Here is a 14292-nt window from a genome sequence, read left to right on the forward strand (position 1 = left end):
CGTATTTTTGTGGCGACTAAAAATGATAGAATGTATAAAGTACGTGTAATATTAGATACCAAAAAAGATGTAATTAGAACATTAGTGGTTAATGAAATAAAATCATTAGAAGATTTACATTTCGATATCGCTAAATCGTTTGGTTTTAACGGACAAGAAATGGCTTCTTTTTATCGTACCGATGAAGATTGGAACCAAGGAGAAGAAATTCCGTTATTCGACATGGCAGAAGCAGGCGAAGAAACATCAATGGCAACGTGTGTTTTAAAAGAAACATTGCCAAGCTTGAATGATAAACTTATATATGTGTATGATTTTTTACAAATGTGGACGTTTTATGTGGAAGTTGTAGAGCAATCTGACGAACTAATTACCGAATCTAAAATAATCTTAACAGTAGGTGAAATTCCTGACGAAGCACCAGAAAAAGAATTTAAGGCAGATAAACTTTCAGATAGTTTAGATAACGAATTTGGTGATGACTTTAATGATTTTGAAAATATAGACGATTTCGATTTTGATAAATTTTAAGATATGGCACAATTCATAAAACTTTATAACGACAACCCGAACCCGAAAGAAATAGCTAAAATTGTAAAAGTGCTACAAAATGGCGGTTTGGTAATTTATCCGACAGATACTGTTTATGGATTAGGCTGCGATATTACCAACACAAAAGCATTAGAAAAAATAGCAAAGATAAAAGGCGTTAAGTTAGAGAAGTCTAACTTCTCGTTTGTTTGTAATAATCTAAGTCATTTATCAGACTATGTAAAACAAATAGATACAGCTACTTATAAGATTTTAAAAAGAGCGTTGCCTGGGCCATACACTTTTATTTTACCAGGAAGTAACTCTTTACCAAAAGTGTTTAAAAAGCGTAAAACTGTAGGTATTCGTGTGCCAGATAATGCAATTGCGATAGCTATTGTAGAAGCTTTAGGAAACCCGGTCGTTTCAACGTCTATTCACGATGAAGACGAAGTGGTAGAATATACTACCGATCCTGAATTGATTTTCGAGAAGTGGCAAAACATCGTTGATGTTGTGGTAGATGGCGGTTTCGGAGATAATTACGCATCTACAGTTATCGATTTAACAAACGATTTACCAGAAGTTATCCGTGAAGGAAAAGGAAGTTTAGATATTCTGTAAAGATTTTTTTCAGCTACATATATTAATGGTATTTGAAGCTATTTCCCGCTTTCTGCACTCGCTCTCTGCGAGGAGCTCAAACAAATGCTGCAATCGGGGCTAAGTCTTTTTATGAATTTCCGAGTATCGTAAACGTTGTTGCGAATTTATTTCAATACTGAACGTTCTTATTATGTGAACCTGAAACAAGTTCAGTTTGACGAATTCAATAGCGTAAGAATTGCTAAATAATAAGCAAAAGAATGTTGAACATACTTTTGCGTTTAGTATTTTACTTTTTACATCATTCCGAATTTATTTCGGAATCACATCCAGTGAATCACAACGGTTTATTAAGTAAGTTTAATAATGAACTCAAAAAAGAGAAGCTACTAAAAAAATCAATAAAAAAGAGCTATTTCAATTCTTTAAAAGCAGTTTTTCCTAGCGCATAACATTGCCAAACAACAGAAGTATGTTTGTTGTAATCCACTTTCTTTTGTAGTTTTTTTCTTTTTCCTAAAAATTTAAAGAAGTTTGCGTAAAAACTAATATGTGCTTTTAAAATAGCAAGTGTGTGTTTTGGTTTTAACTCTGCTAAGAATTTTAGACCAGCGATTCCGTCTAAAATCAAACGAGAAAAAATAACGAATAGAAACCATTTTCTAGGTACGTTCTTAACAACGTTTAGTAGGCTGTTCCTAAAGTTTAAATATGTTTTTTTAGGGTTGATAGCTTCCAATGTTGCTCCGCCAACATGATATACAGTTGAATCTCCCACATATTTTATATCAAAACCTTCGTTTTTAGCACGCCAACATAAATCAATTTCTTCCTGATGCGCAAAATAATCTTCATCAAAACCTTGTAGTTGGTGATATACTTCTGAGCGGATAAATAAACAAGCTCCCGATGCCCAAAAAATATCAGTAGTGTCGTTAAATTGTCCGTTATCAGTTTCTAAATGATTAAAAATTCGTCCACGGCAATACGGATAGCCATATAAATCTATAAACCCTCCACCAGCACCCGCGTATTCAAATTTCGATTTATCTTTAAAATCTAAAATTTTAGGCTGAATTATGGCTGTATTTGGGGCTGTTTTAAAAGTAGTTAAAATAGGTGTTAACCAGTTTTTAGTAACTTCAATATCTGAATTTACTAAGCAATAAATATCGGCATCAATATGTTGTAAAGCATCATTGTATCCTTTAGCATAACCGCCGTTAATACTGTTTTTTACAATTTTAACAGTAGGGTAGTTTTGCTTGATAAATTCAATAGAATCATCAGTAGAAGCATTGTCGGCTACATAAACTTCGGCTTCTTGCGAGCTAAAATTTACGACCGATGGTAAAAACTGTTCTAACAATTTTTTACCATTCCAATTTAATATAACGATTGCTGTTTTCAAGAGAGCGAATTTACATTTTATGTTCTTGTTTATTGTAAAAACGAGTGAAATTATTTTTTATAGAGAATTAATAAGTAAGACTTCTCGATACATTTTTCATTCTTCAAAATACTCGAAGTGACAGTTTGTTTTTTACAATGTTTTGTCAGTTCGAGTGAAGCTCTCTTTTAGAGCTTTCTATTGATAACTAATTAACTAGACTTCTCGATACATTTTTCATTCTTCAAAATACTCGAAGTGACAGTTTGTTTTTTTATAATGTTTTGTCAGTATGAGTAAAACTCTTTTTTAGAGCTTTGTATTGATAACTAATTAACTAGACTTCTCGATACATTTTTCATTCTTCAAAATACTCGAAGTGACAGTTTGTTTTTTATAATGTTTTGTTAGTTCGAGTAAAACTCTTTTTTAGAGCTTTGTATCGAGAACTAATCGGTGAGGCTTCTCAAAGTAGCCACTTATTTATAATCAGGAATATCTTCTAAAAATATATAGGTTTCATTTTCTTTATCAAGCTTGCAAAAATAATGTTGTAATCCGTTGGTAACAACTAAATAATTCGCATTTAACTTTAAGTTATAGCGCGCAATTTGATCGAAAGTATCTTGTGCTATTTTAATTTTCGGAGCCTTGCATTCTACAATAATATTTGGCGTTCCATCCGAAGAGAAAATAACAATATCAGTACGTTTTTTTAAGTTGTTTATGGTTAGTTGTTTTTCAAGAGCAATTAAAGAAACAGGGTATTTTTTTTCATCAATTAAAAACTGCACAAAATGTTGACGTACCCATTCTTCTGGAGTTAATACCAAGTATTTTTTTCTCCATTTATCAAAAATAAGCGTCTTATTTTCGTTACTTTTGAGCTTGAATGTATAGTTAGGGAGATTCAGTTTTTGCATGTTTCAAATATATGTAAAAATAGAAACTCATTGCGAGCAAAGCGAGGCAATCTTAAGTTAAAGATTGTATTATTTTCTTCCAAGTAATACCTTACTTAAAGTTATGAACGAAATTAAAAATATTATAGCAGATATAAAAGGAGGAAACATTAAGCCTGTTTATTTCTTAATGGGTGAGGAGCCTTATTATATCGATAAAATTTCTGATTATATTGAAAAAAATGTACTTGACGAGTCTGAAAAAGGATTTAATCAAGTAGTAATGTATGGTCGTGATGTTTCTATTGATGAAATCGTTTCGTCAGCAAAACGATATCCGATGATGGCAGATCGCCAGGTGATTATTGTAAAAGAAGCACAAGATTTAAGTCGTACTATTGATAAGATTGAGGCTTATGCAGCAAATCCGCAACCAACTACGGTTTTGGTTTTTAATTATAAATACAAAAAGTTAGATAAACGTAAAAAAGCCTATAAAGCAATTGCTAAAAACGGATTGATTTACGAGAGTAAGAAATTATATGAAAATCAGGTTGCTGACTGGATTCGTAGAGTTTTAGGCGGTAAGAAATACAATATTGAGCCCAAAGCATCTCAGATGTTAGTAGAGTTTTTGGGAGTTGATTTAAGTAAAATAGCAAACGAATTAGATAAATTAACTTCTGTTTTACCAAAAGACACCATTATAACCGATAAGCATATTGAAGAAAATATCGGTATCTCTAAAGATTTTAATAATTTCGAGCTTCGAAAGGCTATCGGTCAACGAGATGTGGTAAAGGCAAATAGAATTATTAATTATTTTGCGCAAAACCCTAAAAGTAATCCGTTAGTAATGACTATTTCGTTGTTAAATAGTTTTTTTACACAACTATTAATGTACCACGGGTTAAAAGATAAATCAAAAGGTTCTGTAGCAAAGAATTTAGGTGTGAATCCGTTTTTTGTTGATGATTATAGTTCGGCTGCAAAAAATTATCCAATGCGAAAAGTATCACAAGTAATTGCTTTATTACGTGAAGCAGATGTAAAAAGTAAGGGAGTAGGAGCCAATCAATCTCATGCAGATATTTTAAAAGAATTACTGTTTAAGATAATGCATTAAAAAAAGCATTCGTCAACACGAACAAGTTTTTACAATATATTACACTTTGTAATGATGAGATTCCGAAATAAACACGGAATCAATTTGAAAGATAAACTTCGAAAAAGATAATTACCTGTTATCAATTATGAAATATGTCCGTCAATCTGAATCTGTTTCAGATTCGCATAATAACTAAATGTTATTCATTGCGTATTATCTCAATATAATTACTCTTTCTTGTCATTTGACAAGTTCTATTATAAATAGCCGTAGTATTTTTGATGTAAATATTAAACGTATGACGCCAGATTTACCTCTTTACCTTTCAATTTCATTTCTACTAATAACTGCTTATGTAATTTTCGCATTTGTAAAATCGAACAACTTAAAAAAAACAACTTTACCAATAATATTGGGATGGTCTGTACTAATTTGTATACTTGCCTATAATGGAGTTTACCATTACACAGAAGGCGATACGTACTCTACCTTTCCATTGGTAATGGCACCTCCTGCATTATTTATCATATACTTAATTAGAAATAAGTTTTATAAAAATAGAGATGTTCGTTGGAGCACCGCAGTACATATTGTACGCTTTCCGGTTGAATTATTGTTGTTTGAATTAGCCATTAGAGAATTATTACCAATGGAAATGACTTTTAAAGGTTGGAATTTTGATATTATACCTGGTATAACTTCTATTTTATTATTACTTTGGATGCAGTATGGTGCAGTACACAAAAAGTTGTTATTAGGATGGAATATTTTAGGGTTATTCTTTATTTTATTCATTCTAACAAACGGATTTTTATCACAAGAACTATTGTATAAGAATTTTGGTTATACAGTACCAAACACAGCAATTACCTATTTTCCTATCATATTATTAGGGGGTGTAATTGTGCCAATTGTAATTTATACACATATTTCAGATATTATTTTACTAGCTAAAAAAGCATAAAAATGAAGAATATTTTTAACAAAGAAGTTACTAACGAGGTAATTAATAGAATAGAACAATTAACTCCAACAAGTCAACCAAGTTGGGGTAAAATGAGTGTTGCCGAAATGCTAGCACATTGTTGTGTTACTTACGAAATGGTGTATACAGATAAACATCCAAAACCCAATGGTGTTGTTAGAATGTTACTTAAGGCGTTTGTAAAAAAGGCAGTGGTAAGTGAAACTCCTTTTACTAAAAACGGAAGAACAGCTCCGCAATTTATCATTACTGATGAACGTGAGTTTACAACAGAAAGAAAACGCTTGATAGCTTTTATAATTAAAACTCAAGAATTAGGAGGTGCCTATTTTGAGGGTAAAGAATCGCACTCTTTTGGTAAGTTAACAAAACAAGAATGGAATAATTCTTTTTACAAGCATTTAGAACACCATTTAACGCAATTTGGCGTTTAAATAAGGCATTGCTGCGGGTACAATTATTCTTGCTAAACTAAGATAGATTGTTGCTTTGGTAGTAAGATTTTATTTTTTTCTTTTCGTAAAATTTTCTCCATTTTACGTCCTTTAGCCAATTCATCAATCAGTTTTTCCATTTGACGGCATTGTTTGTATAGTTCAAATTCTTCGGCTATTTCTTCAATTCGGTATCCACAAACTACTCCTTTAATCATATATGCGTTTGGGTGAATTGTAGCTTGCTTAAAAAAGGTTTTAAATGTTACTTTTTCTTCAATAAGCATTTGTAGTTTGTTTTCGTTAAAGCCGGTAAACCATTCGAGTACTTGATGAAACTCTTCTTTTGTTCTACCATTTTTTTCTAACCTATTCCAGTAAAGCGGGTAAATAGAAGCAAAGATCATACTTGCAACTTTCTCATTTTTTTCGGCGGTAACTTTCATTTTTACTGTATTTAAATTGTTTTATGTTTGCACGAGAGGTTATTTACTACATGACTTGATTATTAAAACCAAGTAAAAAAGTTATAAGAGCTTTTAAGCAAGGTTTTTATTATAGTTTTTTTATGTTTTATCCAAAATAGCTGCTTATACCAGTTAATATACTTTGTACTGCATAAGAAGCTAAAATAAGGCCCATAATTTTACTAATTACCGTAATACCGTAATCACCTATTCGTTTTTGTAAATGATTTGCTCCTAAAAGGATAAGACAAGTAATTCCGATTACAAGTAAAACTATTACCGTGGTGATAGCTTGTTGTTGAATTGAGTAAATATGATTATCGGTCATTAAAACAACAGCCATAATTGCCCCTGGAGAGGCTATAGAGGGAATTGCAATAGGAAATATGGTAACGTGTTTATAGTCTGTAATTCTGTTTTTTTCTAGCTCAGGTTTTCCATCACCGAATATCATTGTTAAAGCAAACAAAAATAGAATTACACCACCTGAAATTTGAAAAGCATCAAGTGATACAGACATACCTTCTAAAATAAGTTGTCCGATTATAATAAAAAATAAAAGTATCAGAAAAGCTATTACAGCTGCTCTAATAGCAATCTTCTTTTTATGATGTAAATCAAATTCTTTAGTCGCTTCGAGATAAACAGGTATTGAACCAATTGGGTCAATTACTGCAAAAACAAAAAAGATTGTAGTTAAAAATTCTACCATTTTATTTTATTTCGGGTTTAGTAGCGCAAGTTTTAAGACGCTCTTTATAAATAACAAATTTAAGGACTAATCGTATTGGTAGTAAATTAATTGATAACTTTGTTTGATGTTTTATTTAATTTGATAATCCTTAATGATCGTTTTAATGCCTTCTTGATAAGAAGTTACTTTAAAATCGGGGAACTTATTCTTAAACTTAGAAGAATCAAAGATATTATCGATGGTGTAACGAGGTAATAATTCTTGTGTTTCTTTACTATTACTACTAAAAAAAGAGGCTATTTTTAATACAAACGAATTTAAGACATCATATTTAATAGTACGCCCTAATTGCTTGGAGATTTCGCTGATAATTTCTTTATAAGTAAGTCGGTTATCATCGCAAGGTAAGTGCCAAGTTTGACCATAAGTTTCGGGGTGGTTGGCTATTAGTGCCATTGCTTTACTTGCATCAGGTGTGTAAATTAATGTTCGTAATACGTTGTCGTTTAGTAATACTTTAGGTTTTTTGTTGGCTTTTAGTTTTTCGAAAACAAGAGTGTTTGTTATTCCTTTTGTTTTATCGGGGCCATAAAACTCAGGAGCTCGGCATATAACCGCTTCAATTTCTTTTTTTGCTATTGCTTTTAGTAAAAGTTGTGCCGCATTTTTTTTAGCAATGCCTTTTTTGCCTTCAGAATTTAACTCGGTGTTTTCTTTTTGAACCTTAGTGTTTTGCGGATAGGCATATGTATTATCAAAATAAACGAGTTTACAATTGTTGGCCTTGCAAGCATTAATTACATTCTGCATTATTTTGGGCCAATTGCTTAACCAAACATCAGATTTATAGGGTAGGCCAACGGTCATGTAGGCAATATCAGCATTTACCAAAGCTTTATTTACATCTTCTGAGTTGAGTAAATTCCCTTTGTATAAAATATCGTTCGGATGTACTTTTTTAGGGTTTCGTCCCACTAGTTTTATGTTGTTGGTATAATTGGTTCTTAATTCTTTTGCCAATTCCTCACCAATTATTCCGTTAGCCCCTAAAATTACTTGCATATTTTATCAATTTTTAAATTTTGCTATCAGTTGTTGCCCTTACAATTGCTCTTTTTCGAAAATAACATTTCTTTCGGTATTTTTCTTGTAGATGTTTTTGGTAATCATCTCTTTATTTGCGGTAACACCATCGTTTTTATTATTAGGGTTTAGTGCATATTCGAGTTGATGGTCTATCATTTTTTCGAAAGGAAGCAAGAAGTTTTTGGTATCACATTTTTCTAAATTACCCTTGTTAAGTAGATTTATTACGGTGTAAACAGACTCAATTGTGCTAAGACAAAGCGCTGCTGGCTGCTGCTTAATTATAAATTTTGATTTAATGTTATTATCGAAACTCACTCTTTTTAGTTGTTGCAAGTTGGTACTTAGTTTAAGCATTTTACGAGCGCAAGGCCAGGTGCCATCAAGAATAAAAATGTATGGATTATTACCCATAAAGTAATTTATTTCGACACTTTTTCTAGTAGAGATATTAAAGCTGTCTTTACCAGGGTACAGCAAGAAAGCATTGTTTTTTTTATTGGCAAGTATTTGGTTTACGCGGCTATTATTGGTAAAATCTATGCCAACAATTACCTCTGAGTTTTTAAGTTGAAGGTTTGTTATATGACCGGTTCCGCTTTTTTCTTTTCTGTACTCCTTGGGGTGCATCAGAATAATAAAACGGGTATTGGTATGAAAAGGATTAAGATGTTTACATAGGCAGGTGCTGTTAGGCCGCATACATGTGTAACATTTAATCCTTGGTTTTTTTATATCAACTTGCAAGATAACTATCTTTTTAATTAGGTTCGTGTAAAGTAGTTAAGAGGCTTGTTTTATATGCTTTTAACTTCTTACAAATTTACCTAATGATTCTAGAAGTTGTGGGTTATCATCTAAAGCAATTTTAGCAATTGCATAAAACTCACTCATCCAGTCGCTTATAGCGCCAACAGCAGCGTCTTTTAGTTTGGTGGCATCTTGACTTTCTCCTTTTTCTTTTAAATAATCGGCTCTTGCAGTTTCTAAAACGGTTATTAAGGTACGTGTTTCTTGCAATTCGGTAGGTGTAACTTTTAGGCGTGCTAAAGCTGTTTCTATTTCGGTATTTCCGGCAGCTACGGCATAAAATTTCTTAACGGTTTCTAACCATTTTATATATATGGTAGGTAAGCTGCCTGTTAGGCCTAGTTTTGTTAATAGGTTTTCATCTTTTCTAAAAACTACTTTTCCTTTTTTTCGATGTAAGGAGTATTCGGTTTCTAGCTGGCCTTTAATGGTAGAAAAGTTGTTGTAGGCAATGGTAGTTTCGTCATCTTCTGTTTTGTTGGCATCGTAGGCTTCTCGCGCATTTGTTAATAAGGTTTTTCCTTCGTTTAAAAGTGCTTCTTCGTAGCCAAACTCTGCCATTGTAGTGGCTATTTCTGTTTGTTTTTCTACATTTTCGAATGCTACACGATATTGCTCTAAAGTTTCTGCTTCAGTTAATGTTCTTTTTTTTCCCATTTTTGCTTTTTTAAGATTACTATACTATTTGCGTTTCTCTTAGCGCTACTCGCCAGTATTTTATGTGTCTTTTTCTGTTTTTTACCGTTCTTGTTGTGTTTTTTCTTGTTTTTATTGCGTTTTTGAAGGCTCTTAATGTGTTTTTACTTGCCCTTATTGCGTTTTTGAAGGCTCTTATTGTGTTTTTTACCGTTCTTATTGCATTTTTGATGGCTCTTGTTGCATTTTTTTACGTCTTTATTGTGTTTTTACGCAATATTTTGATGTTAAGGTACAAATAGTTTTTTGCTATTCATAGTTATTTGGTTGTTTTTCAGGTGTTAAGGTTGTGTGTTGTTGCTGTTTTAGGATATATACACCGGCGTTTTTGTTATGAACGAATTGTTATGTTATGCGGAATTAATTTATTGTTTGTTTGGCAGTGTGGTGTACGCAATTTGTGTGAAATTTGATTGGTAAGGCTTTTTTTAAAGTATAAAAGCTCATGGTACTATTTAATAGTAATATGAGCTTGGTATATTGATGAGGTGTTTTTAAGGAAGATTTTTTTATCTGAGTGTTGGGCGATATTTACCTTTTAGCTTTTTTCATAACAATAATATTGATTAAGGATGTGTCTTAAGTTTTGACTCCTATTGTTTTGAAGTTCATGTTCTACACTTGCATCATTCATAATGTGTGTTACGGTGTTGTATAAGAATAGTAGCGGATTTAGAAACACTAACTTTTCGGTTAAACGCAGACCTTTTTTATATTTTGTTTTTAACTTATTAATCTTAAAAGCCAAATTTAAAAATTTGGCGGTCTTTGCAAATAATCAGTAACCATTGAGTTTAGCAATTATTAGCTATGTATATACACGTTGTTGGCAGTAGTTTAATTATTTTCCAAATACCATTGAACCAATAATGGATTCATTGATTTATCTTCAAGAGTTTCTTGTTCATAATTTAAAACGAATTTTTGTGGAATAGATATTCCATAATATGTGTGAGGAAAAGAGTTCTCTTGGTTTTCAATCGGATCATCTGGGTCACTGATTCGAGCCAAATCTATGACATCTCCATTTAGAGTATTAAAACTATGAGTAATAATTGGATATGGAAAAGTCGCTCTGTCAACAAATCCCGTATAGTATCTAAAATTATCATTTAATATTGTTGCTGCTTTTGCAGAGTAATGACATTGCTGATGTATATGGTTATAACCTAGTTGATTCAATTGATTAACAATATTATCTGCGGGTGTTACTACGTCATAATTTTCAATTGTAATAAACTCTTCTATATTTTCCCTTACCCATTGATTAAATTGATCCTTGTCAAATGGGTAGATATCAGCGTAGAGTGGACCACCTTCGTCTAGGCACAATTCATAGAAGTCAGTTTCGTTTATATTCATTTAGTGTATCTTAAAATTTATTACTTATGTTAATCAAAGTGTTATTAAATAATTGTCAATTTATGTGTTTTAAGTAGTTCATACGCAATGGTCATTGCTTTAATTCCATCATTCCAAGTAGGGAATTGATTATTAAAATGTTTAATCATATTAATAAATTTTCTTCCTTTATGTAATTTTTCTATTTCTTCAATAGTTAAGTTTTTAAATTTACCTAATTTATCAATGGTGTCAACTAATTTTTCCCTTTGTTCTATTAGTTGATTGTTATTAGCATGCATCCTAACGCTAATTTCAAATAAAGCTGCTATACCATATATTGAGTTAGGAATATCTTTGTCATCAATAGTTCCATATTTTGAATAACACTTATTATAAAATTTTATTAATGAAGGGTTAGAATTAAACAATCCTAAAAAGTCAAAATCATCTTCTTTAGGTGTATTTCCTGAAGTTATAATACCTTTTTGATAAACAACGGTTTCTGGCACTTCTCCCTTTACAGAATTAATAAATTCAAAATAGTTTCCATGCCTTATCATTTTAAATTCTGCATTGAAGTCATTAATGTCAGCATTTGACTTTAATACTTTTAGCATATAACCAACTGTTGTCGCAAATGGCTTTACTAGTTCTTTCATTGTTTTTGATTGGTGAATGTCTTGTCCTGAAATATGGCTACAGGTTAAAATTGATTTTAAGCTGATAATTGATATACCATATTAGGTGTTTTATAGTCTAAAGATAAGTGTAATCTTATTTCGTTGTATAAATTAATTGCATTTTTTGCCGCTCTCTTTGCTTGTGCCACGTTATCAAAGGTTTGGTCTAGATAAAATTCATCTTTTAAAATACCATTTATGCGTTCGGCTATCGCATTTTCATAACAATGATTTTGTTCGGTCATACTAATACTTATCTTTTTTCTTTTGAGTATTTGTGTGTATACATTACTACAATACTGTATTCCTCTGTCTGAATGATGAATAAGTTGTTTAATGTTTTTAGCTTGATAAATAGCCTTATTAAGAGCTCTTACACATCCTTTTAACTCCAAACTATCACTTAGGTCGTAACCTACTATTTTTCTAGAATGCATATCAGTTATTAAAGCCAAATAGCAAAACCCTTTTACGGTTCTAATGTATGTGATATCAGATACCCAAACTTGGTTATTTCTAGTAACTTCCAGGTCTTTTATGATGTTGTTATATTTATAAAAACGATGATAAGAGTTCGTGGTTCTAGCACTTGTTTTTCTTCTAAGGGTTAACATTTGATGCTTTCTAAGCACCTTAAATAAAGTATCTCTGCCAACTTTAATATTAGCTTTATTAAAATCTATATTTAACGATTTCACGAGTTTTCTTACACCTTCTCTAGGAAGGGATTTGCGTCTTTTTTTAACGATGTTAATAATTTGTTGTTCTAGTTTTAAACGTTTATCAGCTCTAGATTTGTATTTATAATACGCGTCACGCTTATGACCAAAACAATGGGTTATAGTCTTTAAAGAAGCAAATCCCTTAGATTTTTCTTTAGCTTTAATTAAGGCTTTATACTTAACTTTTTTTTAGTTCAGCGATAGATTTATAGCCTAAATCTTCAGCAGCTACTTCAAGATAGGATTCTTCTACCATAGCATCGAGATCTTTTTTTAGGAGTAGTTTTTTAAGCTGTTCAACCTCTTTTTGAAGTGCTTTAATTCTAGATATTTCGTCTTTAGTTTCCACTTTTACTCTGGTATTCATTAAGTCTTTACGATTGTACTTTTTAATCCACACATTTACTGTTGTAGGAGCAATAGAGTAGAGTTTACAAAGTTCGCTCTTTGTGTGTTGTATTATACTGAAATAGGTTGACTCTTTTTTAGTTAAAATTCTCCGTTCTTAAATCGTTAGTTCATGTAAATTTACTTTATTTTTTCGATACGACTTGTATTTGATATTAGGATTTAAATGTACTTCTGCAGGTTTTCTTAATTCCAGGCTAAAATGCGTTCTTAAATTGTTATAAATATATACTGCTTGCTCCGTCATTTTTTGAGCTAGTTCTGTGTTTTTAATCGTTTGTTTTAATCCATATTCGTATTTCAACGTTCTATTAATTCGTTCTGCTACAGCATTTTCATAAGGGTCGTATTGCTCAGTCATACTCATTGTAATGTTATTGTTTTCGGCGAATTCTGTGTATTTGGGATTGCAATATTGAAAACCTCTGTCTGAATGATGAATAAGCTTTTGATTGGGGTATTTTCTGTTTTTAATGGCCATAGCGAGTGCATCGGTGCAAAGTGATGTTCTCATGTGGTTATCTAGTTTGTAGCCCATAATCTGTTTAGAATAAGCATCTGTAACAATAGCTAAATAATTATGACCGTATTGTGTTTTAATGTAAGTGATATCGCTTACCCATAGTTGTTCTGGTCGAGTAGGAATGTGGTCTTTTACTAGGTTCTTATATTTTTTGTACATATGGTTTGAGTTTGTCGTTTTGATGTAATTTTTAGTTTTGGGAATCAAAAGATTATTTAGTCTGAGGAAGCGATAGAACTTGTCTCTTCCGATCTTAATATTAGCCTTATTAAAATCAGCTTTAAGTTCTGCATGTAGCTTAATTCCACCAGTTTTAGAGCTTACTTTTTTCCGGTAGTCCTTAACCATTTTAATTAGTTCTTGATGCTCTATTTGTTGTTTTTGTTGGGTTTTGAGTCTTTTGTAAAAGGCTTGTTTAGATATCCCAAAACATCCATAGAGCCATTTTCTTTTATACGCTGTTTTTTCTTTTGCTCTATCTCTTTTGCTAATGTTTTGGGCAATGACTTTTTTGACATATCGACTCCTGTAATAAGTTCCATATCAGCGATAATGTCTTGTTGGAAGTCTTTTTGAAACTCAAGTTCTTCAATCTTTTCCTTTAACTTTTTAATTTCATCGTTTTTACTCATACCTGTATTTTGTTGTACTAAGGTACTGTATTTTCTTAACCAATAGGTAATGGTTGTTCGAGGGATATCGTATTTTTTTGAAGCTTGGTTATTGGATAGTTGTCCGCTAAGGATTTGGTCAACGACTAAAAGTTTGGTTTCTAAAGTGGCTTTTTGGTAGCTTTTTTTTCGCCAGTGTTCATTTTGTGTTTTCATAAGTGACTGTAATTAATTGCTTAATTTTTAGTCAACCTATTTCAGGAAAGTTCACGGGTCAGAATTACTGCCAACGTGA

The 14292-nt window shown here is 31.5% G+C and carries 18 protein-coding genes; 5 read left to right on the forward strand and 13 right to left on the reverse strand.

All coding sequences use genetic code 11. The annotated features are described in order from the left end of the window. Positions 1–30: 30 nt before the first annotated feature. Both RRF68_RS00085 and RRF68_RS00090 read left to right on the forward strand, forming a co-directional pair. Positions 31–531, forward strand: coding sequence for an IS1096 element passenger TnpR family protein (locus tag RRF68_RS00085; protein ID WP_218773032.1), 501 nt, complete (start codon positions 31–33; stop codon positions 529–531). Positions 532–534: 3 nt separating this feature from the next. Then, on the forward strand, positions 535–1155 hold the full coding sequence (locus RRF68_RS00090; RefSeq protein ID WP_218773031.1) for an L-threonylcarbamoyladenylate synthase: 621 nt from the start codon (positions 535–537) through the stop codon (positions 1153–1155). 394 nt (positions 1156–1549) lie between these two features. Here RRF68_RS00090 and RRF68_RS00095 read toward each other — a convergent pair whose 3' ends face one another. Together RRF68_RS00095 and RRF68_RS00100 are read right to left on the reverse strand one after the other, a co-directional pair. Further along, complete coding sequence (locus RRF68_RS00095; protein ID WP_315944577.1) at positions 1550–2548, reverse strand: glycosyltransferase family 2 protein; 999 nt, start codon at positions 2546–2548, stop codon at positions 1550–1552. A 458-nt stretch (positions 2549–3006) separates the two neighbouring features. Then, positions 3007–3450, reverse strand: a complete 444-nt coding sequence (locus tag RRF68_RS00100; RefSeq protein WP_275314770.1) for a type I restriction enzyme HsdR N-terminal domain-containing protein — start codon at positions 3448–3450, stop codon at positions 3007–3009. A 103-nt stretch (positions 3451–3553) separates the two neighbouring features. On the opposite strand from RRF68_RS00100, the gene holA reads away from it, so the two are divergent. From holA to RRF68_RS00115, 3 genes are all read left to right on the forward strand, one after another. Then, on the forward strand, positions 3554–4555 hold the full coding sequence (gene holA / locus RRF68_RS00105) for a DNA polymerase III subunit delta (protein WP_275314769.1): 1002 nt from the start codon (positions 3554–3556) through the stop codon (positions 4553–4555). 280 nt (positions 4556–4835) lie between these two features. Beyond that, the gene (locus RRF68_RS00110) at positions 4836–5501 is read left to right on the forward strand and encodes a hypothetical protein (RefSeq protein WP_315944578.1); all 666 of its coding nucleotides are present in this window, start codon (positions 4836–4838) and stop codon (positions 5499–5501) included. Positions 5502–5503: 2 nt separating this feature from the next. Next, positions 5504–5956 carry a DUF1569 domain-containing protein gene (locus tag RRF68_RS00115; RefSeq protein ID WP_315944579.1) on the forward strand — a complete coding sequence of 151 codons (453 nt, stop codon included), beginning with the start codon at positions 5504–5506 and terminating at the stop codon, positions 5954–5956. A gap of 32 nt (positions 5957–5988) precedes the next feature. On the opposite strand, the gene RRF68_RS00120 is transcribed toward RRF68_RS00115, so the two are convergent. From RRF68_RS00120 to RRF68_RS00170, 11 genes are all read right to left on the reverse strand, one after another. After that, entirely contained in the window at positions 5989–6402 is a 414-nt protein-coding gene (locus RRF68_RS00120; RefSeq protein ID WP_315944580.1) for a DUF2200 domain-containing protein, read from the reverse strand. Positions 6403–6529: 127 nt separating this feature from the next. Continuing rightward, positions 6530–7135 carry a MarC family protein gene (locus tag RRF68_RS00125; protein ID WP_218773024.1) on the reverse strand — a complete coding sequence of 202 codons (606 nt, stop codon included), beginning with the start codon at positions 7133–7135 and terminating at the stop codon, positions 6530–6532. A gap of 111 nt (positions 7136–7246) precedes the next feature. Next, positions 7247–8179: an NAD-dependent epimerase/dehydratase family protein gene (locus RRF68_RS00130; protein WP_315944581.1), complete on the reverse strand. Its 933-nt coding sequence runs from the start codon at positions 8177–8179 to the stop codon at positions 7247–7249. A 39-nt stretch (positions 8180–8218) separates the two neighbouring features. Next, a complete protein-coding gene (locus tag RRF68_RS00135; protein ID WP_315944582.1) occupies positions 8219–8950 on the reverse strand; it encodes a tRNA-uridine aminocarboxypropyltransferase in 732 nt (243 codons plus the stop codon). Positions 8951–9010: 60 nt separating this feature from the next. Further along, positions 9011–9670, reverse strand: a complete 660-nt coding sequence (locus RRF68_RS00140; protein ID WP_315944583.1) for a hypothetical protein — start codon at positions 9668–9670, stop codon at positions 9011–9013. Positions 9671–10546: 876 nt separating this feature from the next. Further along, positions 10547–11071 carry a hypothetical protein gene (locus RRF68_RS00145; RefSeq protein ID WP_315944584.1) on the reverse strand — a complete coding sequence of 175 codons (525 nt, stop codon included), beginning with the start codon at positions 11069–11071 and terminating at the stop codon, positions 10547–10549. Positions 11072–11115: 44 nt separating this feature from the next. Then, entirely contained in the window at positions 11116–11712 is a 597-nt protein-coding gene (locus tag RRF68_RS00150; RefSeq protein ID WP_315944585.1) for a hypothetical protein, read from the reverse strand. 56 nt (positions 11713–11768) lie between these two features. After that, positions 11769–12620, reverse strand: a complete 852-nt coding sequence (locus tag RRF68_RS00155) for an IS3 family transposase (RefSeq protein ID WP_315945381.1) — start codon at positions 12618–12620, stop codon at positions 11769–11771. A gap of 13 nt (positions 12621–12633) precedes the next feature. Further along, positions 12634–12822, reverse strand: coding sequence for a hypothetical protein (locus RRF68_RS00160; RefSeq protein WP_315944586.1), 189 nt, complete (start codon positions 12820–12822; stop codon positions 12634–12636). Between the two features lie 138 nt (positions 12823–12960). Next, positions 12961–13809 (reverse strand): IS3 family transposase, encoded by an 849-nt coding sequence (locus RRF68_RS00165; protein WP_315945361.1) that lies wholly within the window; start codon positions 13807–13809, stop codon positions 12961–12963. Then, the gene (locus RRF68_RS00170; RefSeq protein WP_315944587.1) at positions 13755–14213 is read right to left on the reverse strand and encodes a helix-turn-helix domain-containing protein; all 459 of its coding nucleotides are present in this window, start codon (positions 14211–14213) and stop codon (positions 13755–13757) included. Before RRF68_RS00170 ends, RRF68_RS00165 begins: the two co-directional genes overlap by 55 nt. Positions 14214–14292 lie beyond the last annotated feature (79 nt).

The sequence above is a fragment of the Tenacibaculum sp. HL-MS23 genome (assembly GCF_032463465.1).
Taxonomy (GTDB): domain Bacteria; phylum Bacteroidota; class Bacteroidia; order Flavobacteriales; family Flavobacteriaceae; genus Polaribacter; species Polaribacter bernardetii.

Coding starts and splice junctions, on each gene's coding strand:
- RRF68_RS00150 (WP_315944585.1), bottom strand. CDS start 11,712: ATGAAAGAACTAGTAAAGCCATTTGCGACAACAGTTGGTTATATGCTA.
- RRF68_RS00125 (WP_218773024.1), bottom strand. CDS start 7,135: ATGGTAGAATTTTTAACTACAATCTTTTTTGTTTTTGCAGTAATTGAC.
- holA (WP_275314769.1), top strand. CDS start 3,554: ATGAACGAAATTAAAAATATTATAGCAGATATAAAAGGAGGAAACATT.
- RRF68_RS00130 (WP_315944581.1), bottom strand. CDS start 8,179: ATGCAAGTAATTTTAGGGGCTAACGGAATAATTGGTGAGGAATTGGCA.
- RRF68_RS00100 (WP_275314770.1), bottom strand. CDS start 3,450: ATGCAAAAACTGAATCTCCCTAACTATACATTCAAGCTCAAAAGTAAC.
- RRF68_RS00085 (WP_218773032.1), top strand. CDS start 31: ATGTATAAAGTACGTGTAATATTAGATACCAAAAAAGATGTAATTAGA.
- RRF68_RS00120 (WP_315944580.1), bottom strand. CDS start 6,402: ATGAAAGTTACCGCCGAAAAAAATGAGAAAGTTGCAAGTATGATCTTT.
- RRF68_RS00140 (WP_315944583.1), bottom strand. CDS start 9,670: ATGGGAAAAAAAAGAACATTAACTGAAGCAGAAACTTTAGAGCAATAT.
- RRF68_RS00110 (WP_315944578.1), top strand. CDS start 4,836: ATGACGCCAGATTTACCTCTTTACCTTTCAATTTCATTTCTACTAATA.
- RRF68_RS00170 (WP_315944587.1), bottom strand. CDS start 14,213: ATGAAAACACAAAATGAACACTGGCGAAAAAAAAGCTACCAAAAAGCC.
- RRF68_RS00160 (WP_315944586.1), bottom strand. CDS start 12,822: ATGAATACCAGAGTAAAAGTGGAAACTAAAGACGAAATATCTAGAATT.
- RRF68_RS00145 (WP_315944584.1), bottom strand. CDS start 11,071: ATGAATATAAACGAAACTGACTTCTATGAATTGTGCCTAGACGAAGGT.
- RRF68_RS00115 (WP_315944579.1), top strand. CDS start 5,504: ATGAAGAATATTTTTAACAAAGAAGTTACTAACGAGGTAATTAATAGA.
- RRF68_RS00090 (WP_218773031.1), top strand. CDS start 535: ATGGCACAATTCATAAAACTTTATAACGACAACCCGAACCCGAAAGAA.